We start from the raw sequence: 19,287 nt of genomic DNA on the forward strand, positions 1-19,287 counted from the left end.
TGGCAACGACGCCCCACAACCCCTGACCGTCTGCCACCCGAAAGCCCCCCGATGGACTGGCCCACCCTCGCCCACCGCCTGTTCGGCGACGCCCACCACCTCGTTGCCGATGGCGATTTCCTGCACGGTGACGCCGAGTTCGACGGCGAGACCCTCACCCTGATCGGCACCACGAACCACGCGCCGATCGGCGTCGCGCTGGCGCTGCAGCAGGCCCGCGGGGTGCTCGACACGCTGCGCGACCACCCGGGACGGCCGATCCTGCTGCTGGTCGATACGCAGGGCCAGCAACTGCGGCGCCGCGACGAGTGGATGGGCATCAACCGCGCGATGGCGCACCTGGGCTGCTGCATCGACCTGGCGCGCCGGCAGGGCCACCGCGTGCTCGGACTCGTCTACGACCAGGCGCTGTCCGGCGGCTTCCTGACCTCGGGGCTGATCGCGGATGGTTGCTTCGCGCTGCCGGAGGCGGAGATCCGCGTGATGCGCTTGCCGGCGATGGCGCGGGTGACGAAGCTGCCGGAGGCGATGCTGGCGGCGCTGTCGGCGAGCAATCCGGTGTTCGCGCCGGGGGTGGAGAACTACGTGGCGATGGGCGGCGTGCGGGCGTTGTGGCGGGATGATCTGGCGGCGTGCCTGCGGGCGGCGCTGGCCGATACGCCGGTCATCGACACGCGGGCAGCGGACGGCGCCGCACGCGGTGGGCGGCAGCTCGCGGCGTCGGTGATCGAGCGCGTGCTGAACGCGGCGTGATGTCGCCGGACCTGCAACGCCACCAGCTCGTGCGCCTGACACCCGCGGGCTGGACCGGTGTGCAGACCGGAGGCTGGGAGCCGCTGGCACGGGCGGCCCTCGCGCACTGGGCTGCGCACGACCTGCCGCTGGTCGTGACCCGACAGCGGGCGGACGACGCCAACGCCAACGGAATCGCGCTGGGTCTCCCGGCGCCAACGCGCTGGGGCCGGCTGCGGCTGGCGCTGTCAGTCCCGAGCGAGGGGCTGCGCGATCCGCGGGCGTTCCCCGAACCGCTGGCGATCACGCCGCTGCTGGCGCCCGAGGGACGCGCCGCCTGGACGGCACTGACCGACCGGCTGGCCGCGCTGGGCGTGCAGCCACAGGTCTACGGCAGCCACGGCTGGCAGGCGCTCACCGGACTCGTCTACCTGCGCGACGGCTCGGACCTCGACCTGTGGCTGCCGGTGCAGGACGCGGCGCAGGCAGATGCGGTCGCGGCGCTGCTCGGCGACACCGACTGGCGCGGCCCGCGGTTGGATGGCGAGATCGGCCTGCCCGACGGCGCCGCCGTGGCGTGGCGCGAATGGCGGCAGTGGCGTGCAGGCCGGGCCGACGCAGTGCTCGTGAAACGCCTGACCGGTGTGCGGCTGGAACGGGATGCGCAGTGGCTGACCCTCACCGCCTGAATCCGCCGTCTCCCTCCGGGATTTCACCCGCCACGGCGCACCACACGGCCCGCCTGCAGGCCATCGGCCGCGCCGCCACCGTGGCGCTCTACGACGAACTCGCGCTCTACCCCAAGCCGGGGCTGGTCTCGTTCATCGACACCGGCAGCCACGCCGACATGGACGCCGGCACCTTCCTGCGCAGCCTGTTCGCGCTGCGCCACTACTTCGTGCGCGTGACCGAGGCAGGGGCGCTGCGCCGACCCTTTGCGGCGCTGGAACAGCTCGGACTCGCCGCCGAAGCGCGGATGCTGCAGGCCACGGGCGGCGTCAACACGCACCGCGGGGCGATCTTCAACCTCGGAATGCTGTGCGCCGCAGCGGGCCGGCTGCACGCCGAGGGCACCGCGCCGACCCCCGCCCGCCTGCGCGCCGCACTGCGCGACGGCTGGGGCGAGGCGCTGCGCCGCCGCTGCGACCACAGCGGCGCCTCGAACGGGCAGCGCGCCGCACGGCAACTCGGCCTGCGCAGCGCGGGCGACGAAGCGGCCCGCGGGATGCCCGTGCTGTTCGAGGTCGCGGTGCCGGCGCTGCAAGCCGCGCGGGCGGCAGGACTGGCCCCCCGTGACGCCCGGCTGCAGACCTTTTTCCACACCATGGCCGTGCTCGACGACACCAACCTCGCCCACCGCGGCGGCCTCGCCGGCCTGCGCGACGCCCAGCGGCTGGCGCGGGACTACCTCGCCGATGGCGGCGTGTGCCAACCCGGCGCGATCGAGCGGGCCGAGGCGATCCACCGCCACTTCGTCACCCGGCGCTTGTCACCCGGCGGTTCGGCGGATCTGCTGGCGGCGGCGGGCTGGGTGCTGCGGGTGAGCGTGGGTATGGGTGTGCGCGAGGCGCCATGAGCCTGGGCCTGCTCATCCCCGGCCAGGGGACGCAGCACCCGGCGATGCTGCCGTGGTTGCTGCAGGACACAGCCCCTGACCCGACGCTCGACCGGCTCACCGCCACGCTGGGCGCGGACTGGCGCACGCGGCTGGCCGATCCCGCCTGGACCACGCGCAACGGGGTGGCGCAGCCGCTGATCACGGGTCTCGCGCTGGCGCTGTGGGCGCGGCTTCGGGCGCAGTTGCCGGCACCGATCGCCGTGGCGGGCTACAGCGTCGGCGAAGTCGCAGCGTTCAGCATCGCGGGCGTGTTCGACGCCGACACGGCGATGGACCTCGCCCAGGCCCGCGCCCAAGCCATGAACGACGCCGCAGCGCACCACCCGGCCGGCGGTCTGCTCGCCGTGCGCGACCTGGCCTGCGACACGCTGGCGCCTGTGCTCCAGCGCCATGGCCTCGCGGTGGCGATCCGGCTCGGGCCGCAACGCTGCATCGTCGGCGGCGCGGCGACAGCCCTTGACGCTGCCGAGCGTGCGCTGGTCGCGGGTGGCGTGTCCTGCACGCGGCTCGGTGTGCAGATCGCTTCGCACACGCCGATGCTGGCCGAGGCCGTACACGCCCTCGCCGCCGTGGTCGAAACCCGGCCCTTCACCGCGCCCCCCACCGCGCTGGTCTGCAACGCCACGGGCGAGGTCGTGCGCCGGCCGGCTGCGCTGCGCGATGCCTTCGCCCGGCAAGTGGCGCAGACGGTGCCATGGGACCGCTGCATGGAGGCGCTGGCCGAGCGGGGCGTGCAATGCGTGCTGGAGCTGGGACCGGGGACCACGCTGTCAAAAATGTGGCGCGAACGCTTCCCCGCCATCGCTGCCCGCTCGGCCGACGAGTTCACCGGCCCGGCGGCCGTGATCGCCTGGGTGCGCCAGCAGATCGCCCGCGCCGCCGCACAATAGGCGCCATGCTGACCGTCAACAAACTCCTCCCCCAAGGCCAGGGCCTCGCACAGGTTCTGCTCAAGCGCGCCCCGTCCGTCGAACTCGACTGGGACGTGCGCCAGAAAAGCCGCTTCGACGCCACCGACAGCAGCGGGCGCCACCTCGGCGTCTTCCTGCCACGCGGCACGCTGGTGCGTGGCGGCGACGTGCTGGTGGCCGAAGACGGCTCGATGGTGCGCGTCCTCGCGGCGCCGCAGCCGGTGCTCGTCGTGCGCCCGTGCAGCGAACACGGCACGCCGTTCGACCTCGTGCGCGCCGCCTACCACCTGGGCAACCGGCATGTGCAGCTCGAACTGCAGCCCGACCACCTCAAGTTCGAGCCTGATCATGTACTGGCCGACATGCTGCGCAACATGCACCTGACCGTCACCGAGGAACAGTCCGCTTTCGAACCCGAAGGTGGCGCCTATGCCGCGGGCGGACACCGCCACGGACATGGCGAGCACGACCATGGTCACGCGCATGACCACGCGCATGACCACGGCCACGCCCCCGCTCCGGTCGCGGCCCCTGTGCGCGGCAAGCCGCTGAACATCGCCGTGCGCGCCGCCGAGACGCCGCATGTCCACGGCCCCGGCTGCGGCCACGACCACTGATGCCGAAGGTCCGTGCGAAACCGCCGACGCTGGCCCCGTCGGCGCTGCTGCAATTGATGTGGCTGGCCTCGCCCGCGCTGCCGGTGGGCGGGTTCAGCTACTCCGAGGGGCTGGAAGCGGCGATCGACGCCGGGCTGGTCCGTGGTGAGGGTGACGTGTCGCGCTGGCTGGTCGATCAGCTCCACCTGGCACTCGCCCGCGCCGACCTGGCCGTCGTCGCCCGCGGCCACGCCGCCTGGCGCCAGCGGGACAGCGAGCGCGTCACGGAACTCAACGACTGGGTGCGCCTGACCCGCGAGAGCAGCGAGTTCCGCCAGCAGACCGAGCAGATGGGCCGCTCGCTGGGCGCATGGCTGGCGACGCAGGACGCGGAACTCGCCTTCCCGGACACGCGCATCGCTGAACTCCTGGCGCTGAAGCCAGCGCCGACGTGGCCGGTGGCGTTTGCGCTGGCGGTCGAGCGCACCGGGGCGCCGCTGCGGGAGGCGCTGCTCGCCCACGCTTTCGGTTGGGCGGAAAACATGGTGCAGGCCGCGATCAAGTCGGTGCCGCTGGGCCAGAGCGCCGGCCAGCGCATCCTCGCCGCGCTGGTCGAGGCCATCCCCGCCGAGGTCGAACATGCGCTGACCCTGCCCGACAGCCAGCGGCAGGCGCACACGCCGATGCTCGCCATCCTCTCCGCCCAGCACGAGGCGCAGTACTCGCGCCTGTTCCGCTCGTGACCGGCAGCCCGGCATGACCGCGCTGCTGGGCCACCGCGCCTACGTCTTCTTCTGGTGTACCCGCCTCAGCGCGCAGCTCGCCGCGCAGATGCTGATGGTGGCGCTGGGCTGGCAGATGTACGACCTGACCGGCAGCGCCTGGGATCTCGGGCTGGTGGGGCTGGCGCAGTTCCTGCCCGCGCTGCTGCTGACGCTGCCCGCCGGCCACGTCGCCGACCGCCACCACCGCGGCCGGATCATGCTGGCCGCGACGCTGCTGCAGGCCGCGATGGCCGTGGTGCTGGCGCTGGCGAGCCACGAGGGCGGGATGACGCGCTCGCTGATCCTCGGGGTGTCGATCGTGTTCGGGGTGGCCAAGGCGTTCCAGATGCCGGCGAGCCAAGCATTGCCGGCGCTGCTGGTGCCACCGACGCTGCTCGGGCAGGCGGTGGCACTCGGCTCCAGCGGGATGCAGGTGGCGATCATCGGCGGGCCGGCGCTGGGCGGATTTCTCTATGTGGCCGGGGCGGACGTGGTCTACGCGGTCGGCACGGGCTTCCTGCTGCTCGCCTGCGGACTGACCACGGGCATCCGCTACGCCGCACCGGCCACGCCGCGCGAGCCGGCGAGCTGGCGCAGCGTGCTGGCCGGCGTGAACTTCCTGCGCGGGCAGCCGGTGATGCTGGGCGCGATGTCGCTGGACCTGTTCGCGGTGCTGCTTGGCGGGGCGAATGCGCTGCTGCCGATGTACGCCAAGGACATCCTGCACACGGGGCCGTGGGGCTTGGGCCTGCTGCGGGCGGCGCCCGCGGCCGGGGCGCTGCTCGTGTCGGTCTGGCTGGCACGGCGACCGCTGGAACGCCGCGTCGGGCGCACGCTGATCGGTGCCGTCGCGGCGTTCGGCCTGTGCCTGCTGGTGTTCGCGCTGTCCACCTCGTTCTGGCTGTCGCTGGTCGCACTGCTGGCCTCGGGTGGCGCCGACATGGTGAGCGTCGTGATTCGCCAGACCCTGGTCCAACTCGGCACGCCCGACGCCATGCGCGGCCGGGTCAGCGCCGTGAACTCGATCTTCATCGGCGCGAGCAACCAGCTCGGCGAGTTCGAATCGGGCGCCACCGCCGCGCTGCTGGGGCCGGTCGGCTCGGTGCTGCTGGGCGGGGTGGGCGTGCTGGTGGTGGCGGGGCTGTGGGTCCGGTGGTTCCCGGACCTGTGGCGGCGCGACCGGCTGCACGCCGACCCGCCGCCCTGAAGCGTCAGGAAGCGGCCTTGGCCTTCGAGATGTCCGCCGGATTCGCCTCGTAGTCCTCGGTGTCGGCCGGGCAGACCAGCTCGGTCGGTCGAGCCCACGGCTTGTCCACGTAGGTCTGCCAGTCCTTCTGGTTCGCCGGATAGGTTTCGGCGCCGGTCACGTCGCCGCAGGTCTGCGCCGACACCGACTGCCCCGGCCCGATCACCACGACCGCGCCCGCCTTGAGCGTGCATTTCGCCACCCAGGTCAGGTCGTTCCAGCCGTTGCAGATCTCGTAGGCCGTGCGGTACTGCGCCTGCGTGCCCTTCGGTGCGTCGTAGGCCCACCAGCCACCGATGCGGTTCGTGAGTCCGCTGGCGTTCTTCTTGGTCGGGCCGCTCCACAGGCGCCAGACGGTCACGTCCTGCTTGAGGCGGATCACGGTGCCTTCGACGACACCACCATCCCCCGCAGCCTTCACGGCGGAGGTGATGACGGCGCGGGGGTAATCGGCATCGGTCGAGACCAGTACCTCGGCCTTGCCGGCGAGCTGCGTGGGCAGGCGCTCGTCGTCGGAGCCACTGCTGAGGCTGACACACCCGCCGAGCAGGGCCAGCACGGGCAGCAGCACCCAGGAAACAGTGTGAACCGTGTGTCGCACAGCCATGCGGGAACCTCGACGTCAAGAACGGTGGATCAGCATCCCAGCCGCAAGGCCGGGGCCATGTGCATGGGAAAACTGCCCTCGCCGCGCGGGGTGCGAAGCCGGTAGCACATGCCGTCCTCCGACCAGGCGTCACAGTCGCCCCAGGAGACGCGCGCCGCTTGTTCGACCACCAGGCCCTGGTCCTGCTCGATCCGCAGGCCACGGGGCGACCAGATCGACAGAACCTGTGGCAGGCCCTGCTGGCTTGCATGCAGCAGGGTCAGGTCCAAGCGATCGGCTTCTGTCTGCACCGACACAGTGACAAAACTCTGGTCATTGGGCCGCACCACGGCAAAGCCCCAGAACCGCACATCCCCGAAGGGCCGACCGATCCACTGGCTGCGCAACCGGGGGGCAAAGTCTTCCATGCGCAAGAGCATGGGGCCGTTTCAGTCTTAAAGCTGTAAATCAATGCACAGAGGCACCGGCGCCAGCATGGACGCAGAGAGGTCTCACCCCGGCTGGAGACTGCGCAGGAAGTCCAGCCCGCGGCGCAGCAGCGGCCCGCCCAGCCGGCCCACCACGCCCGGCACTGCCGCCCCCACCGTGAAGCGGGTTTGCAGCAGTGGCGTGCGGTGGGTCAGCTTCAGCACGGCGCGGCCGAAGGGATACACCACCGGCACGGCCGTGTTGCAGCGGGGTCGGTGCTGCATCACCAGCGCCGTCTCGCAGGCCACCAGGTCGGGCAGCGCCACCGAGCCGTAGCTGAAGGACAGGCTGTCGGTCGGCCCGAGGCTGGCACGCCACTGTTCGGCCTGCGGATGGTCGGCCAGACACTCATTGACATTGGGCGCCGCGCCGATGTGCAGCAGCTCGCGCATGGTGGTGGTCTTCGACTGGTCGTCGAAGTGCGCACGGTAGACGCAGAACACGCCCGCCCGCCGCGGCATCAGCCCGCGGTTGTATTCGCTCCAGTAGCCGGAGAACTTGATCGAGAGAGATTGAACTGCCATGGTGACTGCCGACAGAGAGGTGACCAGGTACCCTTGCACCCGAAATGAAAATTCTGACGTGATACCCGCCAAGCCACTGCCCTGTGTCCCCGGTACCAGGGGGACGTTAGCGCATTCTTTGAATGTATTGCTGCAGGCTTGCTGATGCAGCGTCGCAATGAGGCAACGCAGCCGCGCGCCATCGGCGAGAACCAGCGCCAGACCCACGGACCTCTCTCCGGGCGCACCCACCGATACAGGCGAGATTTCACGGCAAGCCACAATCCAGGCAGTTTCCATCCCCTGATCAAGGTGTTGTCCACTGGGTTAGCCCCTATTGGAACCCCCCTCGCCTCGATAGAGTGCAGCAAACCCGCTCGAATTCCATTGCTGCACCCCTATGGCCACCTTGCTGTTTTCGCCCTATCCGTCGCCGAGGCCCCTGCTCCGAACCCCGACGACGCCGAGCAACTGGATGCCTCTGCCCCCTGATTTCTCCCCCCCGGCAGCGGAACCTCGTCCACGCGCACCACGCGCGGCGGCTGTTGGCGCACCGGCCTCGGCCGCCCCGATCGCACTGTTCCTGTACAAGCGGCCCCAGCACACGCTGCGCTGCCTGGAATCGCTGGCAACGAATCCGGAGTTCCTCGACAGCCCGCTCTACCTGTTCTGCGATGGCCCGAAAAACGCCGCCGATGCCGCGGCGGTCGAACAAGTCCGGCGCATCGCGCGGGAGCTGCCACACCCCCACAAGGTGCTGATCGAAGCCCGGACCAACCACGGGTTGGCCGAATCGGTGATCGCGGGCGTGACGCAGGTGGTGCAGCAGCACGGCCGCGTGGTGGTGGTCGAGGACGATCTGGTGCTGGCTCCGACCTTCCTGGCGTTCATGAACCGCTCTCTGCACCACTACGCCGACGATGACAGCGTCATGCAGATCTCCGGCCACATGTACCCGGTGGACGCCGGCAGCCCGCACGACGCCGTGTTCCTGCCGATGGCGTCCTCGTGGGGCTGGGCGACATGGAACCGTGCCTGGCAGCACTTCGATCCGACGATGCGCGATTTCCAGACACTGGTCGAACAGCCGGGCCTGCGCCGCCAGTTCGATGTCGATGGCGCATTCCCGTTCTTCTCGATCCTGAAACGCCAGCGCGCCGGACGGGCCGATTCCTGGTTCATCCGCTGGTACCTGAGCATGTTCATGCAAGGCGGCATGGCGCTCTACCCGCGCCAGAGCCTCGTGCGCAACGAAGGCTTCGACGGCACGGGCGTGCATTGCGGCGTCGGTGGCTCGCCCTACGACAAGCCGGGTGTCCTGCCGCACCAGCCGCTGACCCGGCTGCCCGATGCCAGCCATGTGGACGCCCACGCGCTGGCCCGCGTCCGCACCTTCCTGGCCGCCAAGAACACCCTCTGGCAGCGCCTGCTGCGGCGCCTGCGCAACACGCTCAGTGCGCTCAGTGCGCCTCGTCCCAGTTGAGGCCCACACCGACCTCGGCCAGCAACGGCACCTTGAGCTGCGCCACCCCTGCCATCAGCCGCGGAATCGCCTCGCGCGCCCAGTCGAGTTCCGCCTCGGGCACCTCCAGCACCAGCTCGTCGTGGACCTGCATCACCATGCGGGTGGCGCGGCCCTCGGCGTCCAGCGCGGCCTGCACGGCGATCATCGCCAGCTTGATCAGGTCGGACGCCGTGCCCTGCATCGGCGCGTTGATCGCCTGGCGTTCCGCCGCCGCCTTGCGCGGGCCACTGCCACCCTGGATGTCGATCAGGGTGATGCGCCGGCCGAACAGCGTCTCGACGTAGCCTTGCGCACCGGCCAGCACCCGCGTCTCGTCCATGTAGCGTTTCACGCCGGGGTAGCGGGCGAAGTAGCGGTCGATGTAGTCCCGCGCCGCCTTGACCTCGATCCCCAGGCTCTGCGCCAGCCCGAAGGCACCCATGCCGTAGATCAGCCCGAAGTTGATGGTCTTGGCATAGCGGCGCTGCTCGCTGCTGACCTCTGCCAGCGGCACGCCGAACACCTCGCTCGCCGTCGCCCGATGCACGTCATGCCCCTCGGCGAAGGCCCGCAGCAGCGCCGGGTCGTCCGACAGGTGCGCCATGATGCGCAGCTCGATCTGCGAGTAGTCGGCGCTCACCAGCCGATGGCCGGGTGGCGCGATGAAGGCTTCGCGGACACGGCGGCCCTCGGCGGTGCGGATGGGGATGTTCTGCAGGTTCGGCTCGTTGCTCGCCAGCCGCCCGGTCACGGCCACCGCCTGCGCGTAGTTGGTGTGGATGCGGCCCGTGACCGCGTTGACCATCAACGGCAGCTTGTCGGTGTAGGTGCTCTTGAGCTTGGCGAGGCCGCGGTATTCGAGCAGGCAGGCCGGCAGCGGGTAGTCGGCGGCGAGTTCCTGCAGCACTTCTTCATCCGTGCTCGGCGCTCCAGAAGCCGTCTTTTTCTTCACCGGCAGCCCCTGCTTGACGAACAGGATCTCGCCGAGCTGCTTCGGGCTGCCGAGGTTGAAGGGCTGCCCCGCCAGTTCATGCGCCTTCGCTTCGAGCACGACGAGGCGCTCGGAGAGTTCCTGGCTCTGGCGCGCCAGCACCGCCGAGTCGATCAGCACGCCGTGCCGCTCGATGCGCACCAGCACGGCGGCGGTCGGCATCTCGATCTGTTCGTAGACGTGGCGCATCCCGGCGTGGTCGGGCGCGGTCAGGTCGGGCCACAGCGTCTGGTGGACCTGCATCGTCATCTCGCTGTCCTCGCCGGAGTAGCGGGACGCACGTTCCACATCGACCTGGCTGAACGGGATCTGGTGCGCGCCCTTGCCGCAGAGATCCTCGTAGCTCAGCCCGCTGCGGCCGAGGTGGCGCTGGGCGAGGCTCTCCAGCCCGTGCGGCTTGTGGGCTTCGAGCACATAGCTTTCGAGCATCGTGTCGTGCCGGTAACCGCGCACCGTGATGCCGTGGTTGGCGAAGACGTGGGTGTCGTACTTGATGTTCTGGCCGAGCTTGGCGGCGCCCGCGTCTTCGAGCCACGGCTTCAGCAGCGCCAGCACCTCGTCCAGCGGCAACTGCGCCGGCGCGCCCGCGTAGTCGTGCGCCAACGGGAGGTAGCACGCCTCTTCCGCCCGCACGGCGAAGCTCAGGCCGATGATGCGGGCGCGCATCGGGTCGAGCGAATCGGTCTCGGTGTCGAGCGCCACCAGTTCGGCACCACGGATCGTCGCGAGCCAGCCGTCCAGCGCCTCGCGGGTCAGCACGGTGTCGTAGCGGCCTGCGTCAACACCGACCGGTGCGCCGCTGTCGGCCGTCTCGGTGTCGCCCGGCGATTCGGCGAACAGGTCGTCCATGTGCCCGATCGGCTTCGGTGCGTTGGCCTGGGCAGCCGCCTGCAGGGCCGCGTTCGCCACCGCCAGCAACTCCTTCTCCAGCTCGAAGCGCCAGCTCTTGAAGCCGTAACGCACGTAGAAGTCCAGCAGCCCCGGCTTGTCGAGCGGGCGCAGCGCCAGCGTGTCCATCACCGGCCAGTCGGCGATGTGCGGCGCGAGGTCGCAGTCGAGCTTCACGGTGATCAGCTTGCGCCCCATCGGCAGCCAGTCCAGCGCCTTGCGCAAGTTCTCCCCCGCGACACCCTTGATCGACGCCGACGCGGCCATCACGCCCTCCAGCGAGTCGTGTTCGGCCAGCCACTTCACCGCCGTCTTCGGGCCGACCTTCTCGACGCCGGGCACGTTGTCCACCGCGTCGCCGACCAGCGTCAGGTAGTCGATGATCCGCTCGGGCGGCACGCCGAACTTGGCCACCACGCCGGGGATGTCCAGCGTCTCGTTGGTCATCGTGTTGATGAGCGTGACGTGTTCGTTGACGAGTTGCGCCAGGTCCTTGTCACCCGTCGAGACGACCACGCGGTGCCCCCGCTCGACCGCCACCTTGCACAGCGTCCCGATCGCGTCGTCCGCCTCGATGCCCGGCACCTCCAGCACCGGCCAGCCCATCAGCCGCACGACCTCGTGGATCGGCTCGATCTGCAGCCGCAGGTCATCGGGCATCGGCGGGCGGTGGGCCTTGTACTGGTCATACCACGCGTTGCGGAAGGTCGGACCCTTCGCGTCGAAGACACAGACCGCGTGTTCGGACGGGATCTGCTCGCGCAGGCGGCGCAGCATGTTGATCAGCCCGTAGATCGCCCCGGTCGGCGCACCTTCGGCGTTGCGCAGGTCGGGCATCGCGTGAAAGGCGCGGTAGAGGTAGCTCGAACCGTCCACCAGCAGCACTGTGGGGCGGTGTGCGGGGGCGGGAGAGACATCGGCAGCGGCGGGCGTGTTCATGGCGGGATTGTCGGCGATCGCCCCGAGCGCGCCACCTACAATGCCAAGCGCGTCACGCCGCTCCGCCTGCATCCTCCTTTCCTCTTCCCTTCTTCCCCGTTTGCCGATGGCTGTTTTCACTGAAGTGTCCCTCGACGCCGCCAACGCGCTCGTCGAACGTCTGGGTCTGGGAACGGTCACCGCGCTGCGTGGCATTGCCTCCGGCATCGAGAACACCAATTACTTCGTCACCACCGACCGCGACCAGCAATGGGTGCTGACGCTGTTCGAGCGGTTGACGTTCGAGCAATTGCCGTTCTACCTGCACCTGATGCAGCACCTGGCCGCCGCCGGCATTCCCGTGCCGGACCCGCAGGCGGACGCGGCGGGCGAGATCCTGCACACCGTCTGCGGCAAGCCGGCGGCGCTGGTCAACAAGCTCTCCGGCGGCCACCAGCTCGCGCCGTCGATCTGGCACTGCCAGCAGGTCGGGCAGATGCTGGCCCGCATGCACCTGGCCGGCCGCGACTACCCCCGACACCAGCCCAACCTGCGCGGGCTGCCGTGGTGGGCCGAGACGGTGCCGGTGGTCGTCCCCCACATGGACGCGGACGCCCGCCGCCTGATCGAGGACGAACTCGCCTTCCAGCAGCATCTCGCCGAGACGCCCGCCTATCTGGCGCTGCCCCGCGGCCCGGTCCACGCCGACCTGTTCCGCGACAACGTCATGTTCGACGGCCTGCCGGGGCACGAAAAACTCACCGGCTTCTTCGACTTCTACTTCGCGGGCGTCGATGCATGGCTGTTCGATCTGGCGGTGTGCCTGAACGACTGGTGCATCGACCTCGACACCGGCCGCCTCGACGAACAGCGCGCCAGCGCGATGGTCGCTGCCTATGACACCGAATGCCCCATGAGCGCCGGCGAGCTGCGCCTGCTGCCCGCGATGCTGCGCGCCGGGGCGCTGCGCTTCTGGACCTCGCGCCTGTGGGACTTCCACCTGCCGCGCGAAGCCAGCATGCTCAAGCCGCACGACCCGACCCACTTCGAGCGCGTGCTGCGCGAGCGGGTCGCCAATCCCTGGCACTGGATGCGCTGACGCGGACACCCAACCGAATGAAGACACCATGAAACTCCGCGTCGCCACCCCCCGAGACGGCCTGCAGTGGATGCTCACCGGCGTCCAGTTGGCACGCCAGCAGACGCTGGGGCTGGCCAGTCTCTTCGGCCTGATGGTCTTCGGCATGGCACTGCTGCTGGGGCTGCCCTGGATCGGGCCGGTGCTGGTGGCCATGCTGCTGCCGGCGCTGTCGGCGGGCTGGGTGGACGCCACCGCCGCCGTGCAGGCCGGCCAGCGCCCGCTCGTCACCCACCTGATCGGTCCGCTGCGCTCGCCGGCCCGTCCGGTACTGCTGCAACTGGGTGGGCTGAACGCGGTGGGGTCGTTCCTGCTGCTGCTGCTGGCCGACGCACTCGATCCGGGCATGGCCGACGCCTGGAACGTCATGCGGGACAGCGACACCACCGCAGAGGCCACGCTCGACGCCATCGGGGCGTTGCAGCAAGGCATGGTGCTGCGCGCGGTGCTGCTGCTGCCGCTGGTGCTGGCGATCTGGCACGCGCCGGTCATCCTCGTGCGCGGTGGCACAGGGCTGGTCAAAGCCCTGTTTGTCAGCGCCTATGCGAGCTGGCTCAACCTGGGCGCCTTCGTCGTGTATGGCGTGTGCTGGGTGCTGGCCGACCTGGTGCTGTCGCTGCTGCTGGCCGGGTTGCTGGCGGCACTCGGGCTGGGGCAGGCGGCGATGCTGCTGGTGCTGCCCGGCGCGATGATTTTCTCGGGTGCGTTCTATGCCTCGCTGAAGGCCAGCGTGGACGGGTGCATCGACTTCGAGGACTGAACGGCCTCCTGCCTGCCCCACCCCCTGAACAAGGGGGGCAATTTTCATCCCCTCAACAGACTGACACGCCCTAAAACGCAAAAATCCCGTCTGAATTCACCAACCTTCAGGGGGGAACCATGGGCATCACACGCAACGGCACCGCAGGCCGGGACACACTCATCGGCACGACCACCGACGACACCCTGTTCGGTCTGGACGGAGACGACACGTTCTACGGTCTGCAAGGCAACGACACGCTGGTCGGTGGCAACGGCAACGACCTGTTCCTCTTCAACCGTGGGGACGGCCAGGATCTGCTGGCACTCAACAGTGGCCTGACCGTCTACAACGACGTGCTCCAGTTTGGCGCTGGCATCGCTCCCGCCGACATCGACGTGACCGTCAGCGGTAGCAGCCTCGTGCTGTCCATCCGCGGCACCACCGACCGCGTCACCATCGCCGGTTTTTACAACTCGCTCCCCGGTGTCAGCGGCGCCGCCATCGGTGGCGCCCCCACCGCCGTCCAGCAAGTCCGCTTCGCCAACGGCACCACCTGGACCACCGACACCCTCAAGGCCACCGTCTTTGCCGGCACCGCGGGCAACGACTCCATCGCCGGCAGCTACCTCGCCGACACCATCGTCGGGGGCGCGGGCAACGACACCCTCATGGGCTATGGCGGCAATGACAGCCTCGACGGTGGCACGGGCAACAACTGGCTCGACGGGGGCGCCGGCAACGACACCCTCACCGGCAGCTACAACGGCGCCGACATGCTCCTGGGGGGCGACGGCGACGACTCCCTCAACGGCATCCTCGGCAGCGACACCCTCTACGGCGGCGCCGGCAACGACTTCCTGCGCGGCGACGAAGGCACCTTGTCCTTCTACGGCGGCACCGGCAACGACATCCTCTCCTCCGGCGGCATGGCCCGCATGACCGCCTACTTCGCCCGCGGCGACGGCCAGGACACCATCGTCGGCCACACCGACACGTCCATGGGCACCACCACGCTGCAGTTCACCGGCTCCATCACCAAATCCGACATCGACGTGCGCGTTTCGGACCTGTCGCTGGTCCTGTCCATCCGCGGCACCACCGACTCCGTCACCATCGACCGCTTCTACAACACCGGCCCCAGCACGCCCGAGGGCCGCAACATCGGCGGGCGGATGAGCGGCGTGCAGCTCGTCCAGTTCGCGAACGGCTCCTCTTGGACCCCCGACGACCTCAAGACCATCGTCTTTGCCGGCACCACGGGCAGCGACTCCATCGTCGGCACCTGGATGGCTGACACCCTCTCCGGCGGCGCAGGCCATGACATCCTGCTGGGCTACGGCGGCAACGACTGGCTCGACGGTGGCACCGGCGACGACACCATGGCCGGTGGATCCGGCAATGACACCTACGTGGTCGATTCTGTCGGTGACGTGGTCGCTGAACTGGCCAACGACGGCACCGACACCGTGCGCAGCAGCATCGACTACAGCCTCCGCGGCTTCTTCGAGAACCTCACCCTCACCGGCACGGCCATCAACGGCAACGGCGGTCCCACGGCCAACGTCCTCACCGGCAACGACAGCGCCAATGTGCTCGCTGGCAACGGCGGCAATGACACGCTGATCGGCGGCCTCGGCAACGACACGCTGTCCGGTGGCACCGGCGACGATCTGTTCCTCTTCAACCGCGGCGATGGCCAGGATCTGCTGGCCATGAACAGCCCGATGGCCCTCTACAACGACGTGCTCCAGTTCGGCCCGGGCATCGCCCCGACCGACATCGACGTCTCCGTCAGCGGCAGCAGCCTCGTGCTCTCCCTGCGCCGCACCACCGACCGCGTCACCATCGCCGGTTTCTACAACTCGCTCGCCGGCGTCAGCGGCAATGCCATCGGTGGTGCCATGACCGCCATCCAGCAAGTCCGCTTCGCCAACGGCACCACCTGGACCATCGACACCCTCAAGGCCACCGTCTTTGCCGGCACCGCGGGCAACGACTCCATCGCCGGCAGCTACCTCGCCGACACCATCGTCGGGGGCGCGGGCAACGACACCCTCATGGGCTGGGGCGGCGATGACGCCCTGACCGGGGGGACCGGCAACGACACCTACCAGTTCGGCCGCGGTGACGGCAGCGACAGACTCTACGACGCCGACTACTCGGCCGCCAACGTGGACACGCTGCAGTTCCTCGCCGGTATCAGCCGCGAACAGGTCTGGTGGCGCAAGTCGGGCAGCGACCTGGAGGCGAGCATCATCGGTACCACCGACAAGGTGACGGTGGTCAACTGGTACGCCGGCCAGGCCAACCACATCGAGCAGTTCAGGACCACCGATGGCAAGCTGCTGCTGGACACCCAGGTGGACCGGCTGGTCAACGCGATGGCCGCGTTCGCACCCCCGGCCGTCGGCCAGACCACGCTGTCGGCGGCTTACCAGAGCGTGCTGAACCCGTTGATCGCGGCGAACTGGAAGTAAGGCCGGCCCGCGCCGATCCCCTGCGCCACAACCGGCGGGTATGCTTGGCACCATGTTCTCCGCCAACTGCCTGCGGGCCACGGGCCATGCCTTCCAGTGATGCCGCCACGCGGCGCAGCACAGGCCGCATGGTCGCGCTGCTGCTGTGCGGCACGCTGGTGTTCCTCGTGGCGGCGCTGGTCACCCCATGGCTCTTGCAGACCTTGCGCGGCGGCGCTGTCCCGGCCGCGACGGCCACTGCACCGACCGCGGGCCTGCCCTGGCAGATCGAGCGCCGCCCGGATGGCAGCAGCCGGGTCTTCGGACTCGACCTCGGCCATGGCACGCTGCAGCAGGCCGCCCACCAATGGCCCGAGGAACCGCTGCAGCTCGCCCTCGTGCGCGATGCACAAGGGGTTCTGGCGCTGGAAGGGTATCTGGAGCGGGTGGATGCCGGGTTCGTGCAGGGCAAGCTGGTGCTCAGCGGCACTGCAGCACCCGCCACGCTGCAGGGCTGGGCCGACCGCGCCACGGCCCGCGCGCCGCAGCCCAGCGGCACCTGGCGCCTGACGCTCTCGCCCTCGGACCACACCGCCGCCCTGGCTGCGCCGATCGCCGGGTTGGTGTTCCTGCCGGCGGCGCGCTTCGACGCGTCCACCGCGGTCGCGCGTTTCGGGCCGGCCACAGAGCGCCGCACCACGCAGGACGGCACCGTCCACCTGCTCTACCCCGAGCAAGGCGTGGTGGTCGCGCTGGATCCGCAGGGACGCACCAAGCCAGTGCTGCAATACGTGGCACCCTCCGATTTCCAGCGGCTGCGGGCGCCGCTGCTGCGCTGAAACCGCCCCATGTTCCCCACACGATTTCCCCACGCGATCCCACTGCACGAGGCCACACCACCATGTCCCTCTTCGATTCTTTCTCCGGTTCGAGTCCCAGCCCCGCGGCCACGGTGCGGTCCAGCACCCCGACCACCATGGACGCCATCGACTACGAGATCAAGGGCGCCGAGATGCAGTTCGTCGAGATCGAACTCGATCCCGGCGAGGCCGCGGTCGGCGAAGCCGGCAGCATGATGTTCATGGAAGCCGGCATCGCCATGGACACCGTCTTCGGCGATGGCGGCAAGCAGGCCAGCGGCGGTTTCATGGGCAAGCTGCTCGGTGCCGGCAAGCGCCTGATCACCGGCGAATCGCTGTTCACCACCGTATACACCAACCAGACCGGCGGCAAGCAGCGCGTGGCGTTTGCCGCGCCCTACCCCGGCAAGATCCTGCCGATGGACCTGCGCCAGTTGGGCGGCACGCTGATCTGCCAGAAGGATGCGTTCCTCTGCGCGGCACGCGGCGTCTCGCTGGGCATCCACTTCCAGCAGAAGCTCTCGGTCGGTTTCTTCGGCGGCGAGGGCTTCATCATGCAGCGGCTCGAAGGCGACGGCATGGCCTTCGTCCACGCGGGCGGCAGCATCCTGCGGCGCGAGTTGCGGGCCGGTGAAACCCTGCTGATCGACACCGGCTGCATCGTCGCGCTGACGCCGAGCGTCAACTTCGAGATCCAGTACGTCGGCAAGATCAAGACCGCGCTGTTCGGCGGCGAAGGGCTGTTCTTCGCCAAGGTCACCGGCCCGGGCACGGTGTGGATGCAGAGCCTGCCGTTCTCGCGCCTGGCCAGCCGGATCTTCGCCGCGGCGCCGCAGAACGGCGGCTCGCGCGAAGAAGGCTCGGTGCTCGGGGGCGGGCTGCTGGGGGGCAGCCTGCTGGGCGGCATGCTCGGCGGTGGCGACGACGACTAACGCACCACCAGCACCGGCACGGTGCTGTGCGTCAACACCTTCTGCGTCTCGCTGCCCAGCAACAGCGCCGCCATGCCGCGGCGGCCGTGCGAGGCCATCACGATCAGGTCCGCGCCCTGCGCCTTGCCGAAGTCGATCACGGCCTCCCAGGGGTGGACCGCTTCCACCGTCGCCGCCGTGCAGGCCACGCCGCTGGCGGCGCACAGCGTCTTCACCCGCTCGATGTGCTTGCTGGCGATGCGGTCCTGCGCGTCGAAGAACTCCTGCGGCGGGATGGGCTGCATCTCGGAGATGGCGCTGTACGGGAACGGCTCCTTGACGGCCAGCGTCACGAGCTTGGCGCCGAAGGTCTTGGCCAGCGTGATGGCGCTGTCCACGGCCTTGGCGGTGATGTCGGACCCATCGGTAGGAACCAGAATGCATGTGTACATGGTGTACCTCCTGAAGACCTGAAGACGGTTCCATGGTGCGCGCCTGCCGCGACCCCGACTTGATGCACATCAAGAAAGACGCGGCCCGTCCACCGCCGCGGGTTCAGCCCCGCGCCACCGGACGCCGCCCGTCGCGGCACCACTCGCTCCACGATCCGGCGTACAGCGCCCCGGCCGACAGCCCGGCCACCTCCATCGCCAGCAGGTTGTGGCAGGCCGTGACGCCGGAGCCGCACTGGTGGACCACCTCGCCCGCTGCCCCCGATCCCAGCAGCGGCGCGAACGCCGCCCGCAAGGTCTCGGGCGACTGGAATCGGCCGTCCGCGGCGAGGTTGGCATGGAACGGTCGGTTCAGCGCACCGGGAATGTGGCCGGCGACGGGGTCCAGCGGCTCGACATCGCCGCGGTAACGCTCCGGGGCACGGGCGTCGATCAGGGTGACGCGGCCGAGTTGTGCCTGCAGCGTGTCGGCGTCCACCACCACCCGGCCCGGTTCGGCCGACAGCGGATACGCCGCCACCGGAACGGGCGCCAACGCCGCACCGCTCTCCAGCGCCCCACCCGCCGCCGCCCAGGCTGCCATGCCGCCATCGAGCACCGCCACCACCTCGTGGCCGAGCCAGCGCAGCATCCACCAGACGCGGGCCGCGAACATGCCGCCTTGCGCATCGACCACGACCACGGGTGTCGCCGACGTGATGCCCAGCCGGGCCACCGTGGCGGCGAAGTGTTCGCGCGTCGGCAGCGGATGGCGCCCGCCGCACAGGGCCGGCACCTCGCCCTTGGCGCTCAGGTCGCGGTCGAGGTGGACGTGCTGCGCGCCGGGGATGTGGCCAGCGAGGAATGCCTCGGTGCCGGCGTCCGGTCGGGTCAAGTCGAAACGGGCATCGAGCACGCAGACCGTGCCCAGGCGGGCGAGCAGATCATCGGCGCGGACCAGAGGCGTGGAGAGAGTCGTCATGGCGGTGGCTGTGGCTGTGGC

Annotated in this window: 19 protein-coding genes; 13 read left to right on the forward strand and 6 right to left on the reverse strand. The window is 69.8% G+C overall.

What is annotated here, in order from left to right:
* The first annotated feature begins 51 nt into the window (after nt 1-51).
* From QZW52_RS13575 to QZW52_RS13605, 7 genes are read left to right on the forward strand one after another with little or no spacing between them, the layout of a single operon-like run.
* Nucleotides 52-753 carry a biotin-independent malonate decarboxylase subunit gamma gene (locus tag QZW52_RS13575; protein ID WP_293999777.1) on the forward strand — a complete coding sequence of 234 codons (702 nt, stop codon included), beginning with the start codon at nt 52-54 and terminating at the stop codon, nt 751-753.
* Nucleotides 753-1,421, forward strand: a complete 669-nt coding sequence (gene mdcG, locus QZW52_RS13580; protein ID WP_293999779.1) for a malonate decarboxylase holo-[acyl-carrier-protein] synthase — start codon at nt 753-755, stop codon at nt 1,419-1,421. Before QZW52_RS13575 ends, mdcG begins: the two co-directional genes overlap by 1 nt.
* On the forward strand, nt 1,400-2,308 hold the full coding sequence (gene mdcB, locus QZW52_RS13585; protein WP_434738340.1) for a triphosphoribosyl-dephospho-CoA synthase MdcB: 909 nt from the start codon (nt 1,400-1,402) through the stop codon (nt 2,306-2,308). The genes mdcG and mdcB overlap by 22 nt, the downstream gene beginning before the upstream one ends.
* Nucleotides 2,305-3,240 (forward strand): ACP S-malonyltransferase, encoded by a 936-nt coding sequence (locus QZW52_RS13590; protein WP_293999782.1) that lies wholly within the window; start codon nt 2,305-2,307, stop codon nt 3,238-3,240. The genes mdcB and QZW52_RS13590 overlap by 4 nt, the downstream gene beginning before the upstream one ends.
* A gap of 5 nt (nt 3,241-3,245) precedes the next feature.
* The gene (ureE, locus tag QZW52_RS13595; protein WP_293999786.1) at nt 3,246-3,878 is read left to right on the forward strand and encodes an urease accessory protein UreE; all 633 of its coding nucleotides are present in this window, start codon (nt 3,246-3,248) and stop codon (nt 3,876-3,878) included.
* A complete protein-coding gene (locus QZW52_RS13600; protein ID WP_293999789.1) occupies nt 3,878-4,600 on the forward strand; it encodes an urease accessory protein UreF in 723 nt (240 codons plus the stop codon). Before ureE ends, QZW52_RS13600 begins: the two co-directional genes overlap by 1 nt.
* 13 nt (nt 4,601-4,613) lie before the next feature.
* Entirely contained in the window at nt 4,614-5,828 is a 1,215-nt protein-coding gene (locus QZW52_RS13605; protein WP_293999792.1) for an MFS transporter, read from the forward strand.
* Nucleotides 5,829-5,832: 4 nt separating this feature from the next.
* On the opposite strand, the gene QZW52_RS13610 is transcribed toward QZW52_RS13605, so the two are convergent.
* The 3 genes from QZW52_RS13610 to QZW52_RS13620 form a co-directional block, all read right to left on the reverse strand.
* The gene (locus tag QZW52_RS13610) at nt 5,833-6,474 is read right to left on the reverse strand and encodes a hypothetical protein (RefSeq protein WP_293999794.1); all 642 of its coding nucleotides are present in this window, start codon (nt 6,472-6,474) and stop codon (nt 5,833-5,835) included.
* Between the two features lie 29 nt (nt 6,475-6,503).
* Nucleotides 6,504-6,893: a hypothetical protein gene (locus QZW52_RS13615; RefSeq protein WP_293999797.1), complete on the reverse strand. Its 390-nt coding sequence runs from the start codon at nt 6,891-6,893 to the stop codon at nt 6,504-6,506.
* A 72-nt stretch (nt 6,894-6,965) separates the two neighbouring features.
* Nucleotides 6,966-7,466 carry a hypothetical protein gene (locus QZW52_RS13620; RefSeq protein WP_293999799.1) on the reverse strand — a complete coding sequence of 167 codons (501 nt, stop codon included), beginning with the start codon at nt 7,464-7,466 and terminating at the stop codon, nt 6,966-6,968.
* A 454-nt stretch (nt 7,467-7,920) separates the two neighbouring features.
* Here QZW52_RS13620 and QZW52_RS13625 point away from each other — a divergent pair, with 454 nt between their 5' ends.
* A complete protein-coding gene (locus tag QZW52_RS13625) occupies nt 7,921-8,928 on the forward strand; it encodes a glycosyltransferase family 2 protein (protein WP_293999801.1) in 1,008 nt (335 codons plus the stop codon).
* Here the strand turns inward: QZW52_RS13625 and polA are convergent.
* On the reverse strand, nt 8,906-11,767 hold the full coding sequence (gene polA, locus QZW52_RS13630) for a DNA polymerase I (RefSeq protein WP_293999804.1): 2,862 nt from the start codon (nt 11,765-11,767) through the stop codon (nt 8,906-8,908). The genes QZW52_RS13625 and polA overlap by 23 nt on opposite strands.
* 106 nt (nt 11,768-11,873) lie before the next feature.
* On the opposite strand from polA, the gene QZW52_RS13635 reads away from it, so the two are divergent.
* From QZW52_RS13635 to QZW52_RS13655, 5 genes are all read left to right on the forward strand, one after another.
* Nucleotides 11,874-12,845 (forward strand): homoserine kinase, encoded by a 972-nt coding sequence (locus QZW52_RS13635; protein WP_293999807.1) that lies wholly within the window; start codon nt 11,874-11,876, stop codon nt 12,843-12,845.
* Nucleotides 12,846-12,873: 28 nt separating this feature from the next.
* Nucleotides 12,874-13,644, forward strand: a complete 771-nt coding sequence (locus QZW52_RS13640) for a BPSS1780 family membrane protein (protein WP_293999810.1) — start codon at nt 12,874-12,876, stop codon at nt 13,642-13,644.
* Nucleotides 13,645-13,763: 119 nt separating this feature from the next.
* Nucleotides 13,764-16,103 carry a calcium-binding protein gene (locus tag QZW52_RS13645; protein ID WP_293999812.1) on the forward strand — a complete coding sequence of 780 codons (2,340 nt, stop codon included), beginning with the start codon at nt 13,764-13,766 and terminating at the stop codon, nt 16,101-16,103.
* 86 nt (nt 16,104-16,189) lie between these two features.
* Entirely contained in the window at nt 16,190-16,921 is a 732-nt protein-coding gene (locus tag QZW52_RS13650) for a hypothetical protein (RefSeq protein WP_293999815.1), read from the forward strand.
* Nucleotides 16,922-17,058: 137 nt separating this feature from the next.
* Nucleotides 17,059-17,874, forward strand: a complete 816-nt coding sequence (locus tag QZW52_RS13655) for a TIGR00266 family protein (protein ID WP_293999826.1) — start codon at nt 17,059-17,061, stop codon at nt 17,872-17,874.
* Here the strand turns inward: QZW52_RS13655 and QZW52_RS13660 are convergent.
* Together QZW52_RS13660 and QZW52_RS13665 are read right to left on the reverse strand one after the other, a co-directional pair.
* Nucleotides 17,871-18,305, reverse strand: a complete 435-nt coding sequence (locus QZW52_RS13660) for a universal stress protein (protein ID WP_293999817.1) — start codon at nt 18,303-18,305, stop codon at nt 17,871-17,873. The genes QZW52_RS13655 and QZW52_RS13660 overlap by 4 nt on opposite strands.
* A 103-nt stretch (nt 18,306-18,408) precedes the next feature.
* Nucleotides 18,409-19,266 (reverse strand): sulfurtransferase, encoded by an 858-nt coding sequence (locus QZW52_RS13665; RefSeq protein WP_293999820.1) that lies wholly within the window; start codon nt 19,264-19,266, stop codon nt 18,409-18,411.
* Nucleotides 19,267-19,287: the final 21 nt, after the last annotated feature.

This window comes from Sphaerotilus sp., assembly GCF_013299175.1.
Classification (GTDB): domain Bacteria; phylum Pseudomonadota; class Gammaproteobacteria; order Burkholderiales; family Burkholderiaceae_C; genus Sphaerotilus.